Origin of the sequence: Moritella sp. 24 (genome assembly GCF_018219155.1) — a bacterium.
Classification (GTDB): domain Bacteria; phylum Pseudomonadota; class Gammaproteobacteria; order Enterobacterales; family Moritellaceae; genus Moritella.
Genome location: NZ_CP056123.1, coordinates 2,654,195 through 2,670,149, shown reverse-complemented (window position 1 = coordinate 2,670,149; position 15,955 = coordinate 2,654,195). Strand labels below are relative to the sequence as shown.

The window sequence follows — 15,955 nt, the reverse complement described above, 5'->3', positions numbered from 1 at the left end:
ATGGTTACGGTGCGTTTGTTAGTGAATAAGGAAGGGGTAGGCTTGTTTTGTAGATTTTTATGTTGGTAAATGCAGGAGTTGCAATATATAAATAAAGTATAGCTTAATCAAAATGTGATAAAGTTATATTTAACTATGATATTTGTGAATTGTGACTCGCGATTGATTAAATAGGATATTGCGAATGAGATGGATTAAGTTCGTGGCAGGTTTACGCTAACGATATTGAGCGTAAACCTGTGTAGATGGAGTCTATACCGTTATTGTTTCATGTAATAATTTATTTAGCATACGCATTGTTGCTTGTACACCTGCGAATACTTGATTGGAGCTAACACCGCGTGTACGGAACGATCTATCCCCTTGTTGCCAAGTAATAAAGCTTTCTGTTAGGGCGCTGGTTTTACCGCCCGGTGGAATTCGAACTTGATAGTTTTCTAAGCTTGGATATTCAAACCCCACTTTTTGCATAATAGCTTGAATAGCCATGCTAAACGCATCGAAACCGCCATTACCAGAGCCCGCAGATTTATAAATATCATCACCAATGCGAATACGAATACTGGCGGTTGAATCAACATTAAGCCCAGATGTAATTGAACAGTTAAGTAACTCGATATGTGAATAATCTTTACTTTCGAGTAAATCAGCAATAATGAACGGGAGATCTTCTGGTGTAATGATGGCTTTTTGATCGCCCAGAGTCACAATACGCTCAAGCAATCTGGTTTTTTGTTCTGGACTTAAATCAATGCTTAAGTCTTCTAGGTTTTTTTCTAATGATGCTTTGCCACTCATTTTACCCAGAGCATAAGTACGCGTTCGCTCAAACCGTTCAGGACCCAATACGGTTTGATATAAGCCACCTTTGTTATCGCCGTCAGCATGAATACCACTTGTTTGAGTAAATACATCTGCGCCAATGATAGGGGCATTCGCAGGCGTTATTTTACCTGAGAAGTTTTCAATCATTTGGCTGATCTGATGGATGTGCTGTTCGTTGATTGATGACTTAAGCCCGAGTTTATCTTTAAGAACCACGGCGACTTCTGCAAGTGATGCATTACCTGCTCGTTCACCAAGGCAATTAACTGTACAGTGAATGGCACTAATACCGACTTTTGCGGCTGCTAATGCATTTGCAGTGGCTAAACCGTAATCATTGTGTGGGTGAAAATCAAATTTTTTCTGGGGAAATCGAGCTATCATATCTGACAAACTAGTATGGACTTCATCCGGAGACATGACTCCGAGTGTATCTGGTAGCATGTAATGTTGAATTGGAAGATCTGATAATTCATGCACCATGTTGTAGACGTAGTCTGGGTTTGCACTATAACCATTAGACCAATCTTCAAGATAGATATTGACGGTTAAACCTTGCTCTATTGCGTAGTGAATGGTTTCTCTTACATCAGCAATATGTTCGGCGGGGGTTTTACGCAGTTGTTCTTTACAGTGTTTTTCACTGCCTTTAGTGAGTAAGTTGATTACCTTGGCACCACTGGATTTTATCCAATCGACACTTTTTGTGTGATCGACAAAGCCCAATATTTCGATACGATGCGAAACGTGTTCTTGCTCTGCCCATTGCATTAATGATGAAACGGCATTTTTTTCGCCTAAAGAAACGCGTGCAGAAGCAACTTCAATTCGGTCAACATTAAGAGATTGGAGTAGGGCTTTGGCAATACTAACTTTTTCATCGGGCGTGAAGGAGACCCCTTGGGTTTGCTCTCCATCACGAAGAGTGGTGTCCATTAGCTGGACGTGAGGGCGCATGATTTCCATATTTGCTACCTGCTTCAAATTGTAGGGAAAGAGCGAGTAGAAGGTGACTACCCGCTTTTAAACCGTATCTTAGTGAATTCTGTTATCACGTTTGTATTGCGACTACAGATTTTAGGTTTACTAAGATTAAGCTATCTCGAAACGTTAGCTCGCTTCAGTCCATAACCATGGGAACTGTTGCTTGTTTGCTGTTTCGAATTCCGTGATTTTAGCTTCGTGCTTTAATGTCCATGAGATATCATCAGCACCTTCGATAAGGCTTTGCTTACGGAATGGGTCGACCTCTACATCAATAACAATACCACCCGGTGTTGTTACTGTTTGTGCAGGTAAATCAACAGTAAACTCAACGCCTTCGTTCGCATCAATTTCAGCCATTAAAGCAGCTAATACTTCTTTGCTTACACGGATTGGTAAAATACCGTTTTTAAAGCAGTTTGAGTAGAAAATGTCAGCGTAGCTAGTTGAGATAATCGTGTTGAAACCAAAATCTTCAATCGCCCAAGGTGCATGTTCACGTGATGAACCACAACCAAAGTTATCACCAGCAACTAAGATTTTAGCGCCTTTGAATGCTGGTTTATTTAATTCAAATGCTGGGTTTTCAGAACCATCATCAAGAAAACGCCAATCATGAAATAGGTGAATACCAAAACCGGTACGTTCTACTTTTTTCAAGAACTGTTTTGGGATGATTTGGTCTGTATCTACGTTACTACGATTCATTAATGCAGCAACACTAGTATGATTTTTATATGCTTTCATTCTAATTCCTTGTCTCTAATGTGCTAAAGTTTATGCCCAGTGACGAATGTCAACAAAGTGACCTTCGATTGCAGCCGCGGCTGCCATTGCTGGAGATACGAGGTGAGTACGTCCACCCTTACCTTGGCGACCTTCGAAGTTACGGTTTGACGTAGATGCACTACGTTGACCTTCACTTAATTGATCACCATTCATCGCTAGACACATAGAACAGCCTGGTTCACGCCATTCCCAACCTGCTGCAACTAAGATCTTATCAAGACCTTCTTTTTCAGCTTGTTCTTTAACAAGGTAAGACCCTGGTACTGCGATTGCTTGTACTGAAGCGTTTACTTTTTTACCTGCTGTTAATTCAGCAATAGCACGGAAATCTTCAATACGACCGTTAGTGCAAGAACCAACGAACACAAGATCAATATTAATATCAGTGATTGGTGCGCCAGCTTCAATATCCATGTAGGCAAGGGCGCCTTTACATGCAGAAGCTTTAATTTCATCACTAAAATCACTTGGTGAAGGCACTGTCGCGTTTACAGCTGCAACTTGTTCTGGTGATGTCCCCCAAGTTACTTGTGGTGCAATATCTTCCGCTTTAAGTTCGATTATTGTATCAAATTCAGCACCGTCATCAGTCGGTAGTGATTTCCAGTATGCTAGTGCAGCAGTCCAGTGATCACCTTTTGGTGCGAACTCTTTACCTTCAAGGTAAGCATATGTTGTTTCATCAGGTGCGATAAGACCGGCACGTGCGCCACCTTCAATCGCCATGTTACATAAGGTCATGCGACCTTCCATTGTCAGGTCGCGAATTGCAGAACCTGCGAACTCGATTACATGACCAGTACCGCCAGCAGTACCAATTTTACCAATCACAGCAAGCGCGATATCTTTTGCTGTTGAATATTTCGATAATGTACCTTCTACGCTAACTAGCATAGTTTTAGATTTTTTCTGTTGCAGCGTCTGAGTTGCCATTACATGCTCAACTTCAGAGGTACCGATACCGAATGCTAACGCACCAAATGCACCGTGTGTCGCTGTATGTGAATCACCACAAACGGCAGTCATACCCGGGTGGATAAAGCCATGTTCAGGTACCACAATATGAATAACACCATTATTCACGTTCTGCATATCGTAAATTAGTAGATCATGTTCATCACAGTTATTAGCCATCGTATCAATTTGCTTTGCAGCAATAGGATCTTTAATTGGCAGATGGCGATCTACTGTTGGTACACAGTGGTCCATTGTCGCCAAAATACTATGACGATTACGGATCGGACGATTTTGTACCTTTAAGCCTTCAAATGCTTGTGGACTTGTTACTTCGTGCATCAAGTGACGATCGATGTAGAGTAGCGGGGTTCCATTCTCTGGTTCATGAACTAAGTGCGAATCCCAAATCTTTTCATACATTGTCTTTTTCATTGCTTCCCTTCCCATCAAGCGAGATATTTATATTTCTTATGCCTTGATACTATGACAATTGGGTGACGTTCTTCAAGAACATAATTTCATTAACCATCAGTATTATAAATATCTTACTTGCATATATCCTGCAGTCTTAAGTAATTATGGTTTTTAAATCTGGTTAATTATAAATATTCAGTTTGAGATATCGTTAGATTTGTTATTTTTGGGGTTATTTATTTTTTATATTATGTTTGTTTTTTTTACTTTTTAGTTTTTCAATGTTGTAAATAAAGTAATTTGAACCATTTTCGCGTCTTGATTGTAGAAATAACCATATAACCTATGCTTAAGAGAAGTAATAGCCATGTATTATTTTAAATAGATCAATGATTAAAGGGGTGATGGAATGAATTCTTTAAAAGTATCTGATTATATGCAGTTGCGGCCAATTAAGTTAACGGCAAATATGCCTGTGGCTACGGCGGTAGATAGATTACTGAAATCGGCTCATATCGGTGCTCCTGTCGTGGATGATAACGATACACTTATTGGCTGGGTGTCGGAGCAAGATTGTTTAGCGTCACTATTGGAGTCAAGTTACTATTGCGAACAAGTAGCAATAGTTAATGATGTGATGCGTGCTGATGTGCTAACAGTGACAGTTGAAGATAGTATTATAGAATTGGCACAGCAAATGTTGTCTGCAAAGCCTAAAGTATATCCCGTTATTAATGGTCACGGACTACTTGTTGGCATCATTACGCGCCGTGATGTGTTAATAGCAATGGATAAACAACTGCAAGCTTGTTATGAAAACGCAGCTAATATCTAGGTGATTTTTAAAGTTAAAATAAAAGGCTACAGAATTTGTAGCCTTTACATTATTTATTTACTTTCAATGTGTTCTAAGACGAAATAAACAATAGGCTTAATTAAGCGATAGCTGTCTCGCCATTTTTATCGTTGTGGATGCGCTTTTCACCGAAGTAGGCATAACTTAAGCAAATGATAGAAGCAAAGCAAGAACCGACTAATACCATGAAACCACCATCCCAACCAAAATGGTCTACTGTATAGCCAAGTACTGCATTTGCAGCTACTGCACCACCTAGATAACCAAATAGGCCAGTTAAACCTGCTGCAGTACCAGCGGCTTTTTTCGGTGCAAGTTCTAGAGCATACAGACCAATTAACATAACAGGGCCGTAGATTAAGAAACCGATTGCAATTAATGCTGCCATATCAATAGCCGGATTGCCGGGAGGGTTAAACCAATATACAAGGACTGCAACCGTGACGAGTGCCATGAACAATATCCCTGCTGGAGCACGGCGACCTTTGAATAATTTATCTGAGATCCAGCCACAAAGTAGCGTGCCGGGAATACCTGCCCATTCATATAAGAAGTAAGCCCAAGAAGAACCGTCTACGGTGAACCCCTTTGCTTCTTTTAGATAAACAGGGGCCCAATCTAAAACGCCGTAACGGATCATATACACAAACGCGTTAGCAATCGCGATAGACCATAGCAGTTTGTTATTGAGTACATATTTGAAGAAGATTTCTTTTGCTGTCATCTCTTGTTCATGATCTTTGCTGTAATCATCAGGATAATCATCTTTATATTCTTCAATTGGTGGTAAGCCACAAGATTGAGGTGTATCACGCATGGTGACCCAAACAAAGAAGGCAACAATAACAGCAAAGAAAGCTGGCACATAGAAAGCGGCATGCCAATCATCATTAAACGCCCACAAACCAAGTAGGAACATAGGACCGATTAAGCCACCACCCACATTATGCGCGACGTTCCAAACGGAAACCAATTCACCACGTTCTTTTTTAGACCACCAATGCACCATGGTTCGGCCGCAAGCTGGCCAGCCCATACCTTGGAACCAACCGTTTAAAAAGAGTAAAACGAACATTGCAGTAATACTACTTGTTGCCCATGGCATATAACCAAAAGTAAACATAACAGCCGCAGACATTAGTAGACCTGCGGTTAAGAAGTAGCGGGGGTTCGAGCGATCAGAGACACTGCCCATTAAAAACTTAGAAAGTCCGTATGAAATAGATACTGCAGATAATGCAACACCAAGATCACCACGGCTAAAGCCTTGTTCTATTAAATAGGGCATTGCGAGACTGAAGTTTTTACGTACTAAATAGTAGCCAGCGTAGCCAAAGAAAATACCAAAGAATAACTGCCATCTTAAATGTTTATAAGTGGAGTCAACTTGATCTGCGGGTAAACGAGCAATGTGCTCTTTAGGTTTGAAAATACCAAACATTTATAACCTCGAGTTTCAACGTGTTGATGGTTTTAAATAACCATTTTATAGGGTGTGAAGTTCGTTCGAGCGAATTCTATTTTCTTTCGAAGAAATTTTATGTGATGAAGATCGAATAAACATGTGTTTAAAATCAATTAGATATAATATTTGAATAAACATATATAACTTTCTTAATTGTTTTTGTATGTGTAAATTTTACGTGACAGGCTGTTTAACTTGATTTTAACTTGATTTTAACTGCTTATATATAGGTAGTTTTGCTGATTGCGAGGCGTAAAATGCTAAAAAGTGTAAGGATTACTTGCCGTTCATCATTTAATTTATATTTGATGAGCATCGAGTTAATAGTCTAAAAAATGTCCCATCATAATTTTCTACGGCATTAATAACGTGTGGTAGACGTGCATTTCAGATGAAATTCAATAATCATTTGAAATTCCATAAATACTGGCATAGTATTTCGCTTTTGAACTAGAGTTAACGGGCGCTTTCTAACTATTATGCAGAGTATCTTAAAATCCCTGACAGCTGAGCTATCTAACTGTATGCACTCCGATCGTTTTCGTTTTAAACGTCGACTGCAAACAGCACAAAAACTACCGGCTGAAAAGCAAGAAAAAGCAGTCGATAAGCTACAGCAAGATATTGCTGCATCATCGAGTTTGCGTCAGTCTCGTATTGATAACTTACCTGTCGTATCTTATCCAGACGCATTACCAGTCAGTCAAAAACGTGACGATATTGCCGCCGCTATTTTAAATAACCAAGTTGTTATTATTGCTGGTGAAACAGGCTCGGGTAAAACCACTCAGATCCCTAAGATCTGTCTCGACCTTGGTTTAGGTATCGATGGCATGATTGGCCATACACAACCAAGACGACTTGCGGCACGTACTGTTGCTAACCGTATTGCCGAAGAGCTTGATTCAGAGCTCGGTGAGCATGTCGGTTACAAGATCCGTTTTAACGATAACGTCAGTAAGAAAAGTTATATTAAGTTGATGACTGACGGTATTTTGCTTGCTGAGATCCAACAGGATCGTTTTTTAAGTAAATACGACGTTTTAATTATCGATGAAGCCCATGAACGTAGTTTAAATATTGATTTTATTCTGGGTTATCTTAAACAGCTACTTAACCGACGTCCTGATCTTAAAGTGATTATTACCTCTGCGACGATTGATCCAGAGCGATTTTCTAAGCACTTTAATAACGCACCGATGATCGAGGTGTCTGGTCGTACATTCCCTGTAGAAGTTCGTTATAACGCCTTAGCTGAGCAAGAAGACGGTCATGAACGTGATCAGATCCAAGGCATTGTCGATGCTGTTGATGAACTGCAGAGTGAAGGGCTTGGCGATATTCTCGTGTTTCTTAACGGTGAACGAGAGATCCGTGATACCGCTGATGCGTTAAACAAATTAAAGTTACGCGATACAGAAGTATTACCTTTGTATGCACGCTTAACTAATGCAGAACAAAATCGTATTTTCCAAAGTCATGTTGGCCGTCGTGTTGTATTAGCGACAAACGTGGCAGAAACATCGTTAACAGTACCGGGTATTAAATATGTAATCGACCCAGGTACGGCGCGTATCAGCCGCTATAGTTACCGTACTAAAGTGCAACGCTTACCGATTGAAGCTATTTCACAAGCGAGTGCAAATCAGCGTATGGGTCGTTGTGGCCGTGTTAGTGCAGGTATTTGTATTCGACTTTACAGTGAAGAAGACTTTAACAATCGTCCAGAATTTACTGACCCTGAAATTCAACGTACTAATCTTGCATCGGTTATTTTACAAATGCACGCATTGGGGCTAGGGGATGTCGCTAATTTCCCATTCGTTCAGCCGCCAGATAGCCGTAATATTACCGACGGACTCAAGTTGTTGGAAGAATTAGGTGCGATTGATATCAGTAATGATGATCATAACAAACGCCTAACATCTGTTGGTGTTGCATTGGCTAAACTGCCAATTGATCCGCGTCTTGCTCGTATGGTCATGGAAGCAAATACGAATGGTTGTTTGAATGAAGTAATGGTCATTACGGCTGCACTATCAATTCAAGACCCACGTGAACGTCCAATGGAAAAACAGCAAGCGGCCGATGAACAACATCGTCGTTTTTATGATAAAGAATCAGACTTTATTACGTTTGTTAACTTGTGGAATTACGTGAAGCAACAGCAAGATGAGTTATCATCGTCGCAGTTCCGTCGGTTGTGTAAGAAAGATTATTTAGCGTATATGCGAGTGCGAGAGTGGCAAGATATTTACAGCCAACTTTCACAAGTGGTTAAAGAATTAGGCTTTACTGTTAATGCCATCTCGGTGAATGAAGAAGGCGAGATCAGTAACAGTGATAATGTGCATAAAGCGTTATTGGCGGGTATGTTAAGTCATGTTGGTTTCAAAGATAAAGACCAAGATTATTTAGGTGCACGTAACAGTAAGTTCAACATCTTCCCTGGCTCAGGCTTGTTTAAGAAACAGCCTAAATGGACCATGGTTGCTGAACTGGTTGAAACGTCACGTTTATTTGGTCGTATTGCAGCTAAGATCCAACCTGAATGGATTGAACCTTTAGCAACGCATTTAAATAAATCAACGTACAGTGAACCTCATTGGGAAAAACGCCGTGCAGCGGTTGTTGCAGCTGAAAAAGTAACGCTGTACGGCTTGGTTATTGTGCCAAAACGTATGGTTAATTATAGTCAGATTGACCCCGTGATATGTCGTGAAATATTCATTCGTAGTGCGCTAGTTGAAGGTGAGTTTAATACGAAGCATGCGTTCTTTAAACACAATATGGCGGAAGTTGAACGTATTCATGCGTTAGAGCATAAATCTCGTCGCCGTGACATTCTTGTTAGCGATGATGACTTATTTAACTTCTACGCAGACATTATTCCTGAGCACGTTTGCTCTGGTCGTCACTTCGATAGCTGGTGGAAGAAAGCAAGTAAACAAACACCTGATTTGTTGACGTTAACGCAAGAACGCTTGATGAAACATGATGCAGAGTCAATCACTGCACACAGTTATCCTGAATTTTGGACTCAAAATAGCTTCAAGTTCAAATTAGAATATAATTTTGAACCGGGTAAAGTGGAAGATGGTGTTACCGTTGTGATTCCATTAGCGATCCTTAATCAGGTGAGTGAGCAAGGCTTTGATTGGCAGATTCCCGCATTGCGTGAAGAGTTAATTATTACCATGATTAAGGCATTGCCAAAAACACTACGTCGTAATTTTGTACCTGCACCGAACTACGCTGACGCTGCATTGCAAAATATGGATCCTAGCCAAGGCGAACTTGCTGCAAGTCTAAATAAACAGTTGTTACGTATGACAGGCGTGCGTTTAGACCAAGATGTCTGGGAGCACTTGATGCTACCAACACACCTTAAGATCCACTTTAAAGTTGTAGATGAAAAATTAAAGCAAATTAGCTTTGGTGATGACTTAGCGGCATTAAAACAGCAACTACAGGGTAATATTCAAGAAACGTTAGTTAAAGTTGCAGATGATGGTATTGAGAAAAAAGGCCTAGTGACATGGGACTTTGGTACTTTGCCTACTGAGTTTAAGCAAAAACACGGTGGTTATGAAGTTAAAGCATATCCTGCATTAGTCGATAATCGTAACTCTGTTGAGATTAAGTTATTTGATCATCAAGAAGAAGCGACGGTTGCAGCAAGATCGGGTTTACGCCGTTTAATTTTACTTAATGTACCATCACCAATTAAGTACCTTGAGCAGAAACTACCAAATAAAGCCAAACTAGGGCTGTATTTTAACCCATTTGGTAAAGTAACTGATTTGATCCATGACTGTATTTCTTGTGCTGTTGATAGCCTTATTGCTAAACACCCTGTACCAAGTGATGCAGAAAGCTTCGACACCTTGAAAGAATTAGTGCGAGCAAATATAGCGGATGAAACGGTTGAAGTAGCGAAACAAGTTGAGAAAATACTTACCGCTGCTCACCAAGTACATAAGCAAATTAAAGGTAAGATATCGCTGGATATGATCGTGGCTAACGGTGATATTAAAGCGCAATTAGCGAATCTGATTTACAGTGGTTTTGTAACGAACACCGGTGTTAAGAAGTTAGCGGATGTGCAACGTTACATCGCAGGTATTGAACACCGACTAAATAAACTTAAAATCGATCCAAATCGTGATCGTGCGAACTTAGTCGCGGTTCAACCTTTGTTGGAAAACTATACTCAACTAACAAAAACACCGAGGTTAACGCTTGCACAACAAAGCGAGTTGTTAAAGCTGCGTTGGATGTTAGAGGAATTACGCGTGTCGTTATTTGCTCAACAGTTAGGAACAAGCTATCCGGTATCGACTAAGCGCGTGAAGAACGCGTTTGTAGAGTTTAAAGCGAGTTTATAAACATCAACAGCGTCGTATGAATTCAGTGTGTTAACGTAAGAGGGAGGCTATATAGCCTCCCTCTTTTTATTCGTCTATGCTTAACTTATTAACGTAGTTACATTATCCACTGATCTCTGCCATTTTCTTTCGCTTGATATAGTTTTTCGTCAGCTTGTTGCATTAAGTCCTTAACAGTCAGATCTCTGTTTGGAATGAGGCTCATGACACCAAAGCTCATTGTGACAATAGCATGTTCACTTAATCCAGCATGTCGAAGCTCTAATCGTCTCACTGCATTTAAGAGTTTTCCTGCCACTAATTTTGCGTTATCTGCATCTGTATTGGGTAGCAACATGCAGAATTCTTCTCCACCATACCGAGCAACGAGTTCTGAAGGGCGACGCAGTGTATTATTAAGTATAGAGGCGACAGATTTCAGGCATTCATCACCTTGGATATGGCCGTAGTGGTCGTTATATTTTTTAAAGAAATCAATATCGGCAATGATAAAGGTAAGTGGTTCACTATGGCGTTTCGCGCGTGACAATTCTCTTGATAATGTAATATCAAGGTGTCTACGGTTGGCAATACCTGTTAAGCCATCTAGCGTAGCAAGGCGCTCTAACTCTTCATTCGCTAATTCTAATTCGTTCTTGGTTTTTAATAACTGTGAACGCATGGTTGCAATACGTTCCATTGCCGTCATTTTAGCGATGAGTATTTGTTTTTGAATTGGTTTTGGTAGGTAGTCATCACCACCGGCTTCAATGCCAATCATGACATCTTCTGGTGCTGTTTTACCACTAAGAAAGATAATGGGTACCCAATCGGTAAATTCTTCTCTAATCTGCTTAGCAACTTGAAAGCCATTGATGCCTATCATCACAACACCGAGTAATACAATATCTGGATTGCAGTCTCCAAATAACGCAATACCTGTCTCACCACTATCTGCGTCAAAAACTTCGTGGTTAAGATGTTGCAGGTAAGATCGAATAATCATTCGTTCAATCTTGGAGTCATCGATAATAAGGATCTTCATTGGCAGTCCTTGCTTTTTAGCCGTTGTCCGCTAAATACGGATTTAATAACTAAATATAGCAAGTATCTGTTTCATTAGTGTAATTTTTTGTTGCTCTGTATCACACACTTAGTGTTATAGGCTTTCATTGTCGCTTTAACGCTGAAAATTTCATCAGCGGTTAGTTCATCATCCCAAGTAACAATTGCTGAGATAGTCGGGCTTTGCGCTGCTTTTAATAAGGTATGAAACTTATTACTTACCTTGGCCTTGTGGATGATGAGCGCACTTTCAGCGCTGATACCGTGCTGCAATAATAAGGCTGCAGTTAGCGTCATTGGCGGTGAAATTATCGCAGTCCATTGACCATGACTATCTTTAATTACGGCTTCATCAACATTAATAAAATCATTGTTTTGTGCAGAAGTGTTCGCGTTATACATAAAAGATTTAGTTTGCATGGTCATTTACCTGTCTGTACATCCAGTGGTTGTATATACAGTAGTATTTTGAGATTCTATTTGCAAGTATTTATTGTATTTTAAATACATATATATTTAATGTAATTTTAAAATGTGTTAATAATCAGTGGTTTGAATTTGTTGGTGTTTTTAGTATTCGTGAGGTTCAAATAGGTATTTATGATTACATGGTTGTTATTATTTGATTTTACTTAGATGTATACAGTGTTTTTTCTCGATACGTACAGTACTTTTATCGATATACACAGTGCTTTTATCGATATACACAGTACTTTCTCAAGGGTACACAGTACTTTTGTTAGGAGGGATATCTGAGTTATTACCTATTCATCAATTAGCGTTAGGGTAGCATTGATGAATGGGTAATAACTGATGAAGGTTAAGCGTGCTTATTCGCAGGTAAGGCCGTCAAGGCATGCTTTTTTTCTAGGAGTGCGAGCGCAGTTAATAGCGTATCTTCTTTTAATGGTTTTGTTAGCACATAATCAGCTCCTGCTTTTAGCATGCTAATACGGGTATCTTCGTACGCATCAGCAGTACAGGCAAATATAGGTAAATTTGAAACATTAAGTGGCAATGCACGAATGGCTTTTATTGCATCTGTGCCATTCATTACAGGCATGTGATTATCCATCAGTATTAAATCGTAATCTTTTTTCTGTATCTGCTCAATTGCCTCAGCACCATTTTCCACGACATCACTGCTTATCTTTCTCATTTTTAAAAACGAAGATAAGACCAGTTGATTCACTTTATTATCCTCGGCAATAAGCACATGTAAACCGGCAAAATCGGTAATGTCATGGTTCACTGGTATGATGGTGTCTATCGATTCGCCTTGCTTCAAGGGAATAGTGACAGTAAAGGTAGAACCTTGACCTTTAATACTTTCGAGTTGAATATGTCCATTCATCAAGTCGAGTAACTGTTTAACAATAGATAACCCTAAACCGGTCCCGCCAAACTGCCGAGTTGTTGATGATTCTTCTTGCGTAAATGGATCAAAAATCGCGGATACGCGTGTGCTATCAATACCAATACCGGAGTCACTCACTGCAATTGATAACGTATGGATATCGTCTTCGATATTTATCTTATTGAAAGATACAGTAACGCCACCGTGTTTAGTGAACTTAAGGGCATTGTTGACGAGGTTAAATAAGACTTGTCTGATTCTTGCTTTATCACCTAAGAACCAACTGTCTTCCTCTAAGTTGTTTATTACTTTAAATGTGATCCCTTTTTCTATACCGAGGGTGTAGTAGGTACTTGCTAAGGAGCCTGCAATATCGGAGAGGTTAAAGTTTGCTTCGTCTAAATCTAACTGGCCTTCTTCGATTTTTGAAAAGTCTAGAATGTCATTAAGCAATGCCATCATGTGATTACCTGAATCCATAATGGTTTTAAGGTGGGTACGCTGTTCTTCAGTTAATTGTGTTTTTGTTAAGATTTGCCCCATGCCTAATACGCCATTCATTGGGGTTCTGATTTCATGGCTCATATTAGCGAGAAAGCGGGTTTTAGACTTTTCACTGCGGCGCGCATGATCGACGGCATCTTGTAATTCAAGAGTTTTATGTTCTAAAGACTGGCTCATATTAAGCAGTGCATTACCTAACGTGCCAACTTCACAATTCCGATCGATAGGTAAATTATCAATAAAATCACCTTGACCAATATCGTTCGTGAGTTTGGTTAAGTTAGTCAGTGGGCCTGTAATATTTTTTGCTATTACATAACTTATCCATGCAATGAGAGGGATGCATAAAGATACGAGCACGAGTAGTTTATAAAAGAGGTCAAATAATGGCGCCATGATAGTGTCATAAGGCGCTGTTGCTAATAAAGACCAATCACCAGTCATCTCTGCACCATACTCGCCGAGATCAGCATAACCTGATATTACTTTACGATTATCGGCGTTCATATAAATAGCGTAGCCATCCATATCACCTTCTAATTTCGCTTGTAGAGATTCAATACCTAAGTCTTTATGTGGACTTAATAATTCAGCACCCGGATCGGTAGTAATTAATATGTTGCCGGGATCATCAACTAAATAGGCATATTCATCACCAATCGTTTGCTGGTCTATATCGGCCACAATATCAAATAACTCGGTGACATTGACTTCACTGATTAATACGCCGATGATTTCTGATGTGCGCGGTTCGAACACTGCGCTAATCAGCTTAAAATCAAAATGCCGTTGTTGAAAAGTGTTATTAGATCCCCCCCCTAAATGAGTTAAAGGTGAAATGTAGGCATGGGAAGGGTCTGCGAGTGCTTTAGTAAATTTACTTTGTATATTATTGGCATAGGAAAATATATTATCATTAATGGTATGGCTTTCTGAGGCCGCGATAATTTTGCCTTGTACGTCTACGTAATAGATAGATTTGTAATGCGGGAAAGTATCAATGACGTCTTCAAAATAATTGGTTATTTCAACATAATCTGCAAGTGCAAGTAGGGGGCTCTTACTCAGTAGCTCAAAGTAAAGTTGCGTTTTAAGCATAAAGTTATCAACTTTTTTTGCTGCGTTTTCAACATTATGTTGTAAGTGTAATCCGGTTTTTGTCTCAAATTGTTTCTGCATGCTATAAAACATGATGCCCGTTGTCGTTAGCCAGAAAAATAAAATTAATCCGATAAATGATAATGCGATTTTGTTCTTGAGTAACATTGCAACATCCATATAGTTGGCACTGTTCGAAAGCGAATAAAGGTAATTTGAAATCACATGCAACACTGAAAGCTAAGATGTGCCAGCAACCTTAGCTAAATCTATTTGCGTTATTCTTAGTTTAAATCCTTGATTGCAGAAAGAGGAAGTCTAAGCCCACATTTTGCGTTCAATCTAAGTACTCGCTCACAATGTTTTAAAGTATTTTATATAATGAGGCGTAAACGGTTTGGATTCGTCTAATTATCTGCTACATGCGCTGTAGATTTAATTTTCTCTGCAACAATTTCAGCCCAGTGCTGGTAAATAATTGGTCCAGGGTGAAATCCATCTCTCGCCATGTCCTCATTGTTTAACTCAGAGTTGAAATCAATCAGTTGACAGTCACTTTGGCTTTCAATAAGCGTTGTTAGTTTTCGATTAAACTGCGTTGCTCTAGCGCCTAAATAACGACGTAATGGTTGTGGTAACGCTGGAAACTGGCCCATGGGTGGCACTTGAGTAATCAAAATTTGTTGGCAATTAAACTGTTGACGTAATAATGTGATTAACGCTTGTTGTTGCTCTATCCAAGAAGACGCGGGTAGGGTTCCGGTGACATCATTAACGCCTAATGACGTGACGATAATGTCGAATTTTTGTTGTGGTTGTTTTGATATCATTTGTAGGCTGTCTGATGTGGTATACCCAGATTTAGCCAATAATTGCCATTCAACTTGATTATTACGCGCTAATACAGACACTAAATTACCGGTTAATGCCTGTGCTTGATGGTCAACACCAACACCAGCTGCAGCAGAATCACCGATAATGAGTAATCTTATTTTTTGTCCTTCCCCTACAATACCAGAACGGTCACCAGCTGCTTCGGGAAGTTTTGGTGTTACTTTTTTTACATAGCGTCCTTGCGCAATAATAATCGGCGCATAAACAGCTTTTGTTAAGAATTTTTTTAATGATTTGAACATATAACCTCCTTGTTATAATCATAATAGTTATGCTGTATTTTTCATTTAGCAAAGTTAGCAATAACTCTAAATTTAATAATGCCTATATGTACCGTAAATACCAAGCTATATTTACACATACGTTGTTTTGTGGTTTAT

At 39.5% G+C, this 15,955-nt stretch carries 10 protein-coding genes; 2 read left to right on the top strand and 8 right to left on the bottom strand.

All coding sequences use genetic code 11. The features are described from left to right. Positions 1-252: 252 nt before the first annotated feature. The 3 genes from HWV00_RS11815 to leuC form a co-directional block, all read right to left on the bottom strand. The gene (locus HWV00_RS11815) at positions 253-1,782 is read right to left on the bottom strand and encodes an alpha-isopropylmalate synthase regulatory domain-containing protein (protein ID WP_255554513.1); all 1,530 of its coding nucleotides are present in this window, start codon (positions 1,780-1,782) and stop codon (positions 253-255) included. A gap of 153 nt (positions 1,783-1,935) precedes the next feature. Beyond that, entirely contained in the window at positions 1,936-2,556 is a 621-nt protein-coding gene (gene leuD, locus HWV00_RS11810; RefSeq protein ID WP_211681453.1) for a 3-isopropylmalate dehydratase small subunit, read from the bottom strand. A 30-nt stretch (positions 2,557-2,586) separates the two neighbouring features. After that, the gene (leuC, locus tag HWV00_RS11805) at positions 2,587-3,987 is read right to left on the bottom strand and encodes a 3-isopropylmalate dehydratase large subunit (RefSeq protein ID WP_211681451.1); all 1,401 of its coding nucleotides are present in this window, start codon (positions 3,985-3,987) and stop codon (positions 2,587-2,589) included. A 391-nt stretch (positions 3,988-4,378) separates the two neighbouring features. Between leuC and HWV00_RS11800 the strand changes: the two genes are divergently transcribed. Beyond that, the gene (locus tag HWV00_RS11800; RefSeq protein ID WP_211681449.1) at positions 4,379-4,804 is read left to right on the top strand and encodes a CBS domain-containing protein; all 426 of its coding nucleotides are present in this window, start codon (positions 4,379-4,381) and stop codon (positions 4,802-4,804) included. A 100-nt stretch (positions 4,805-4,904) separates the two neighbouring features. Here HWV00_RS11800 and glpT read toward each other — a convergent pair whose 3' ends face one another. Further along, entirely contained in the window at positions 4,905-6,266 is a 1,362-nt protein-coding gene (gene glpT / locus HWV00_RS11795) for a glycerol-3-phosphate transporter (protein WP_211681447.1), read from the bottom strand. Between the two features lie 503 nt (positions 6,267-6,769). Here glpT and hrpA point away from each other — a divergent pair. Next, entirely contained in the window at positions 6,770-10,678 is a 3,909-nt protein-coding gene (hrpA, locus tag HWV00_RS11790) for an ATP-dependent RNA helicase HrpA (protein WP_211681445.1), read from the top strand. Between the two features lie 97 nt (positions 10,679-10,775). On the opposite strand, the gene HWV00_RS11785 is transcribed toward hrpA, so the two are convergent. From HWV00_RS11785 to HWV00_RS11770, 4 genes are all read right to left on the bottom strand, one after another. Further along, the gene (locus HWV00_RS11785) at positions 10,776-11,702 is read right to left on the bottom strand and encodes a diguanylate cyclase domain-containing protein (RefSeq protein WP_211681443.1); all 927 of its coding nucleotides are present in this window, start codon (positions 11,700-11,702) and stop codon (positions 10,776-10,778) included. Between the two features lie 74 nt (positions 11,703-11,776). Further along, a complete protein-coding gene (locus HWV00_RS11780) occupies positions 11,777-12,142 on the bottom strand; it encodes a hypothetical protein (protein ID WP_211681441.1) in 366 nt (121 codons plus the stop codon). Positions 12,143-12,542: 400 nt separating this feature from the next. After that, positions 12,543-14,849, bottom strand: coding sequence for a hybrid sensor histidine kinase/response regulator (locus tag HWV00_RS11775; RefSeq protein ID WP_211681439.1), 2,307 nt, complete (start codon positions 14,847-14,849; stop codon positions 12,543-12,545). 239 nt (positions 14,850-15,088) lie between these two features. Beyond that, a complete protein-coding gene (locus HWV00_RS11770) occupies positions 15,089-15,817 on the bottom strand; it encodes an SGNH/GDSL hydrolase family protein (RefSeq protein ID WP_211681437.1) in 729 nt (242 codons plus the stop codon). Between the last annotated feature and the right edge of the window lie 138 nt (positions 15,818-15,955).

Excerpts from the sequence above, each read along its gene's own strand:
- HWV00_RS11815 (WP_255554513.1), bottom strand. The coding sequence starts at position 1,782 with ATGCGCCCTCACGTCCAGCTAATGGACACCACTCTTCGTGATGGAGAG.
- leuD (WP_211681453.1), bottom strand. The coding sequence starts at position 2,556 with ATGAAAGCATATAAAAATCATACTAGTGTTGCTGCATTAATGAATCGT.
- leuC (WP_211681451.1), bottom strand. The coding sequence starts at position 3,987 with ATGAAAAAGACAATGTATGAAAAGATTTGGGATTCGCACTTAGTTCAT.
- HWV00_RS11800 (WP_211681449.1), top strand. The coding sequence starts at position 4,379 with ATGAATTCTTTAAAAGTATCTGATTATATGCAGTTGCGGCCAATTAAG.
- glpT (WP_211681447.1), bottom strand. The coding sequence starts at position 6,266 with ATGTTTGGTATTTTCAAACCTAAAGAGCACATTGCTCGTTTACCCGCA.
- hrpA (WP_211681445.1), top strand. The coding sequence starts at position 6,770 with ATGCAGAGTATCTTAAAATCCCTGACAGCTGAGCTATCTAACTGTATG.
- HWV00_RS11785 (WP_211681443.1), bottom strand. The coding sequence starts at position 11,702 with ATGAAGATCCTTATTATCGATGACTCCAAGATTGAACGAATGATTATT.
- HWV00_RS11780 (WP_211681441.1), bottom strand. The coding sequence starts at position 12,142 with ATGCAAACTAAATCTTTTATGTATAACGCGAACACTTCTGCACAAAAC.
- HWV00_RS11775 (WP_211681439.1), bottom strand. The coding sequence starts at position 14,849 with ATGTTACTCAAGAACAAAATCGCATTATCATTTATCGGATTAATTTTA.
- HWV00_RS11770 (WP_211681437.1), bottom strand. The coding sequence starts at position 15,817 with ATGTTCAAATCATTAAAAAAATTCTTAACAAAAGCTGTTTATGCGCCG.